Raw genomic sequence first — 4,482 nt, forward strand, 5'->3', positions numbered from 1 at the left:
GTTGTCTGCGAGGACCGAGGCCACGAGAGACTTTGTTGTCTTCGGACCCACAATCCCATCGGGCGCCAGCTTTGCCTGCTTTTGGAAAGCGATGACTCGTGCCTGTGTCTTCGGCTCCCGCCTGGGCGGCGCTGGAGATGGTCGAGGCGATCGCGTTCGACCGGAAGAAGATCCTCCCGGTGGCGGCCCTCCTCGACGGCGAATACGGCGTCAAGGGGATGTTCATCGGCGTGCCTTGCGTGCTCGGCGCCGGGGGCATCGAGAAGATCATCGAGGTGGACTTGAGCGACGCCGAGAAGGCGATGTTCAAGAAGTCCATCGCCTCGGTCACCGGCTCGAGCGCGGAGGTCGACCGGATGGCCTGATCCCGTCCGCCTCGAGGGGCGGATGCGCTCGCTCGGGGGACGGGTGCGGGGCCGGCCCGCATCCGTCCGCCGCGTCGTTCCTCCGGCCATATCCTGCCATTCCTTGCCCTCTTTCTCGGGTTCCGAACGGGCGCTCCCCGGCGGTTTTGGGTACAATTCGCGGACCTGAATCTGCGTCTCCTTTCGGGGGGCGGACGCGGGAGCGCTCCGACCTCCCAGGACCTGAAAAGGACGGGCGGACATGGAGCTCCACAAGCTGGGGATCGTGGGCGGCGGAATGATGGGCCGTTCCATCGCCGAGAAGGTCGCGGCCGCGGGCATCCAGGTGATCCTCCAGGAGGTCTCGGACGAGCTCGCGGAGAGGGCCCACGCGGCGCTGGTCTCGTCCCTGGACGAGGAGCTCAGGAAGTGGGGGATCACCGCCTCGGAGAAGAAGGTGATCCTGGGACGGATCGGGTTCGTGTCGGACGTGAACCTGCTGGCCGACACCGACATGATCATCGAGACCGTCACCGAGGAGCTCGAGTCGAAGAAGCGGGTGATGGCGGAGCTCGGCGGGATCTGCCCGCCCGACCGGATCTTCATCACGAACACCTCCACCCTCAGCATCACGGAGATCGCCGCGGCCTCGGGAAGGCCCGACAGGGTGATCGGGCTCCACTTCCTGCCGCCGGTGAGCCGGAATCCGATCGTCGAGGTGGTGCGCGGGATCGAGACCTCGAAGGAGACCTTCGCGACGGCCATGGAGCTGGCGCGGGTGCTGGACAAGACCGCGATCGAGGTCTTCGAGTACCCGGGATTCGTCGCCACGCGAGCCATCGTGCCTCTCCTCAACGAGGCGATTTTCATCGTCATGGAGGGGGTCGCGAACGCGGAGGACGTGGACCTGGCGTTGAAGCTCGGCTACCAGTTCCAGATGGGCCCGCTGGAGTACTGCGATCGCATCGGCCTCGACAAGGTCATGGCCTGGATGGAGCACCTGTTCCACGAGCTGGGTGACGTCAAGTACCGGCCCTGCCCCCTCCTGCGGAAGCTGGTCCGCGCGGGGCACCTCGGGCGCAGCACCGGCCGCGGCTTCTTCGCGTGGGACGGCCGCCGGCGGGTCGCGACCGCGAGGGCGGAGGCCGCGCGATGAAAGTCCTCGTCCTCAACTGCGGTTCGTCCTCCGTCAAGTACCAGCTGGTCGAGACCACGCTGGACATGATCAAGGAGAATTCCGACCGCGCGATCGCCCGCGGCTCGGTGGAGCGGATCGGGACGTCGAGCGCGATCCACACCTACCGGCCCGAGGGGGCGGAGAAGACGTCGGAGGTCAAGGAGATCCTGGAGCACCGGGTCGCCATCGCCGACATCATCCGGACGCTGACGCTCCCGGGGAAGGGGGTGCTCGAGGACGCCCGGGAGATCGACGCGGTCGGCCACCGGATGGTCCACGGCGGCGAGAAGTTCGCCCGGTCGGTCCTGGTCAACGACGACGTGATCCGCGAGATCGAGGAGTGCTCGGAGCTGGCGCCGCTCCACAACCCGCACAACCTCCGAGGGTATTACGCCGCGAGGCAGATCCTGCCCGAGGTGCCGCACGCGGCGGTGTTCGACACCGCGTACCACCAGACGATGCCGCCCGTGGCCTACGTCTACGGGCTGCCGTACGTCCTCTACGTCCGGCACGCGGTCCGGCGGTACGGCTTCCATGGGACGTCGCACCGCTTCGTCGGCTGGCGCTCCCAGGCGATCCTCGGACGGCCCCGCGAGGAGACCCGGCTGATCACCTGCCACCTCGGGAACGGAGCGAGCGTCTGCGCCATCGACCACGGCCGATCGGTGGACACCTCGATGGGATTCACCCCCCTCGAGGGGCTGCTCATGGGCAGTCGCTGCGGCGACCTGGACCCTGCGGTGCTCTTCTACATCATGCACAAGGAGGACCTGACCGAGTACCAGCTCACGACCATGCTGAACAAGCACTCGGGGCTGTACGGGGTCTCCGGGGTGTCGAACGACATGCGGGACATCCTGGCGGAGGAGGCCAAGGGGAACGAGCGGGCCCGCCTCGCCGCGGACATGTTCTGCTACAGACTCCGCAAGTACATCGGCGCGTACGCCGCGGTCATGGGCGGGGCCGACGCCGTGATCTTCACCGGCGGGATCGGCGAGAACGCCGCGGCGATCCGGGAGCGCGCCCTCAAGGGGCTGGCTTTCGCCGGGATCCTGCTCGATCCGGAGCGGAACGCGGCGACCGTGGGGGGGAACGAAGGGGAGATCTCCCCGGCGGGCGCGCACGTGAAGGTGCTCGTGATCCCGACCAACGAGGAGCTGATCATCGCCCGCGACGCGCTCCGGCTGATCGAGGGCGTGCTGTAACGCTCGGGACCCCGACCGCGCGCCGGCTCGTTCCACCTCGTGTTGTGGTATTTTCGGCCGGTTCCGTTCAGGGGATCGCACGCCGGAGGTGCCGCGCGATGAAGATGAGTCGGGTATTCTCGCCTGAGGATCTTCGCCGGGTCGAGGAAGCGGTCCGCGACGCGGAGAAACGGACGTCGGGGGAGATCGTTCCGTACGTGGTGGAGCGGTCCGACGGGTATGCCGACGCGACCTCTAGGGGCGCCACGCTCGGGGCTCTCGTGGCGGCGCTCGGATCCGCCGCGGCGTTCCACGCGGTCGAGGTATGGGGGGTGCCCCTCGCGCTTTGGATCGCGGCTCCCGCCGTGTTGGGGGCCGGTCTCGGCCATCTCGCCTCCGAGCTGGCTCCGCCGTTCAAGCGCCTCCTGGTGCCGCGCGGCGTCCTGGCGGAGCGGGTCCGGGAGCGGGCCGCGCAGGCGTTCCTGAGCGAAGAGGTCTTCGCGACCCGGGAGCGCACCGGCGTGCTGATCTTCCTCTCGCTGTTCGAGCGGCGGGTCGTGGTGACCGGAGACCGGGGGATCGCCGCCAAGGTCCGGCAGGAGGAGTGGGACGGGATCGTCGGCGGGATCGTCCGCGGGATGCGGGAAGGGAAGCCGGGGGACGCCCTTGCGGCGGCGATACGGGAGTGCGGCGATCTCCTGGCGCGGCACGGCGTCGACGTTCGCCCCGACGATCGCGACGAGCTCGCCAACGGGCTCAGGCTCGGGAAGCCCTGACCATGCGCGGGCCTCTCGCCCGTCTCTTCGCGGTCCTCTCGCTGCTCGTCGGGCTCGCGCCGGGCGCCGCGGCCATCGATGTGCCGTACCTCACCGGCCGCGTCAACGACTACGCCGGGGTCATCCCCGCCGAGACCCGGGAGAGGATCGAGCGGAGGATCGAGGCGTACGAGAAGGAAACGACCGTCCAGATCGCGGTGCTCACGGTGGGCTCCCTCGACGGGGAGGCGCTCGAAGACTACTCGATGAAGGTGGCGGAGACCTGGAAACTCGGGCGGAAGGGGAAGGACAACGGGGTGCTGCTCCTCGTGGCCCAGCGCGACCGGAAGATGCGGCTCGAGGTCGGGTACGGTCTCGAGGCGACCCTGCCCGACGCCCTGTGCCGGAGGATTCTCGATGGCGTCGTGCGGCCGAGATTCCGGGCGGGTGACTACGGCGGCGGGGTCGAGTCGGGTGTCGACGCGGTCATCGCGGCGCTCGGCGGAAAGGGGATCGCGGCGGCGCCTTCGGGACCCATGGCGTTCGCGCCGGGAATCCCCTGGTACGCGCGGGTGGCGGGCCTCGCGCTCTTCGCGGCGGTGGTCGGCGTGTTCTCGCTGGTCGCGATCCTGAGCCCGGGCTTTCCCGGTTGGTTCCTCTACCTCTTCCTCGTTCCGTTCTACGCCGCATTCCCGTCGGTGCTGATCCACCCGATCGCCGGAGCGATCCTGACCGTGGGCTGGCTCGTCGGGCTGCCGATCGCGAGGATCATCCTCCACCGGTCGGACGCCGGCCGGAACCTGCCGGCGCGTCACCCGGGATGGGTGGCATTGGCCGCGCTGGGGGGGCGAGGGCACGGCGGCGGCGGATTCGGCGGGTCCCCCGGCTTCTCGGGGGGCGGCGGGAGCTTCGGCGGCGGCGGCGCGTCCAGCGGCTGGTGACGTCGGGCGGGTGCGATGAGGCCTTCGCTGTTCGCCAGCATGGTGGTGAACCTGTTCCTGATCGTGGATCCGATCGGGCTG

6 protein-coding genes are annotated in these 4,482 nt (G+C 69.2%); 5 read left to right on the top strand and 1 reads right to left on the bottom strand.

What is annotated here, in order from left to right:
* Positions 1–204: peptidoglycan-binding protein (locus LAO51_19995; protein ID MBZ5641028.1), on the bottom strand; the 204-nt coding region annotated here is incomplete at its 3' end.
* Here LAO51_19995 and LAO51_20000 point away from each other — a divergent pair.
* The 5 genes from LAO51_20000 (at position 138) to LAO51_20020 (ending at position 4,401) form a co-directional block, all read left to right on the top strand.
* Positions 138–365 carry a hypothetical protein gene (locus LAO51_20000; protein MBZ5641029.1) on the top strand — a complete coding sequence of 76 codons (228 nt, stop codon included), beginning with the start codon at positions 138–140 and terminating at the stop codon, positions 363–365. The genes LAO51_19995 and LAO51_20000 overlap by 67 nt on opposite strands.
* A 241-nt stretch (positions 366–606) precedes the next feature.
* A complete protein-coding gene (locus LAO51_20005; GenBank protein ID MBZ5641030.1) occupies positions 607–1,500 on the top strand; it encodes a 3-hydroxybutyryl-CoA dehydrogenase in 894 nt (297 codons plus the stop codon).
* Entirely contained in the window at positions 1,497–2,726 is a 1,230-nt protein-coding gene (locus tag LAO51_20010; GenBank protein MBZ5641031.1) for an acetate kinase, read from the top strand. The genes LAO51_20005 and LAO51_20010 overlap by 4 nt, the downstream gene beginning before the upstream one ends.
* A 104-nt stretch (positions 2,727–2,830) precedes the next feature.
* Positions 2,831–3,481, top strand: a complete 651-nt coding sequence (locus LAO51_20015) for a hypothetical protein (protein ID MBZ5641032.1) — start codon at positions 2,831–2,833, stop codon at positions 3,479–3,481.
* Positions 3,482–3,483: 2 nt separating this feature from the next.
* A complete protein-coding gene (locus tag LAO51_20020) occupies positions 3,484–4,401 on the top strand; it encodes a TPM domain-containing protein (GenBank protein ID MBZ5641033.1) in 918 nt (305 codons plus the stop codon).
* Positions 4,402–4,482: the final 81 nt, after the last annotated feature.

Source organism: Terriglobia bacterium, from assembly GCA_020073205.1.
Lineage (GTDB): Bacteria > Acidobacteriota > Polarisedimenticolia > Polarisedimenticolales > JAIQFR01 > JAIQFR01.

Bases quoted from the DNA above. Each gene is read 5' to 3' on its own strand.
- LAO51_20000 (MBZ5641029.1), top strand. From the start codon at position 138: ATGGTCGAGGCGATCGCGTTCGACCGGAAGAAGATCCTCCCGGTGGCG.
- LAO51_20005 (MBZ5641030.1), top strand. From the start codon at position 607: ATGGAGCTCCACAAGCTGGGGATCGTGGGCGGCGGAATGATGGGCCGT.
- LAO51_20010 (MBZ5641031.1), top strand. From the start codon at position 1,497: ATGAAAGTCCTCGTCCTCAACTGCGGTTCGTCCTCCGTCAAGTACCAG.
- LAO51_20015 (MBZ5641032.1), top strand. From the start codon at position 2,831: ATGAGTCGGGTATTCTCGCCTGAGGATCTTCGCCGGGTCGAGGAAGCG.
- LAO51_20020 (MBZ5641033.1), top strand. From the start codon at position 3,484: ATGCGCGGGCCTCTCGCCCGTCTCTTCGCGGTCCTCTCGCTGCTCGTC.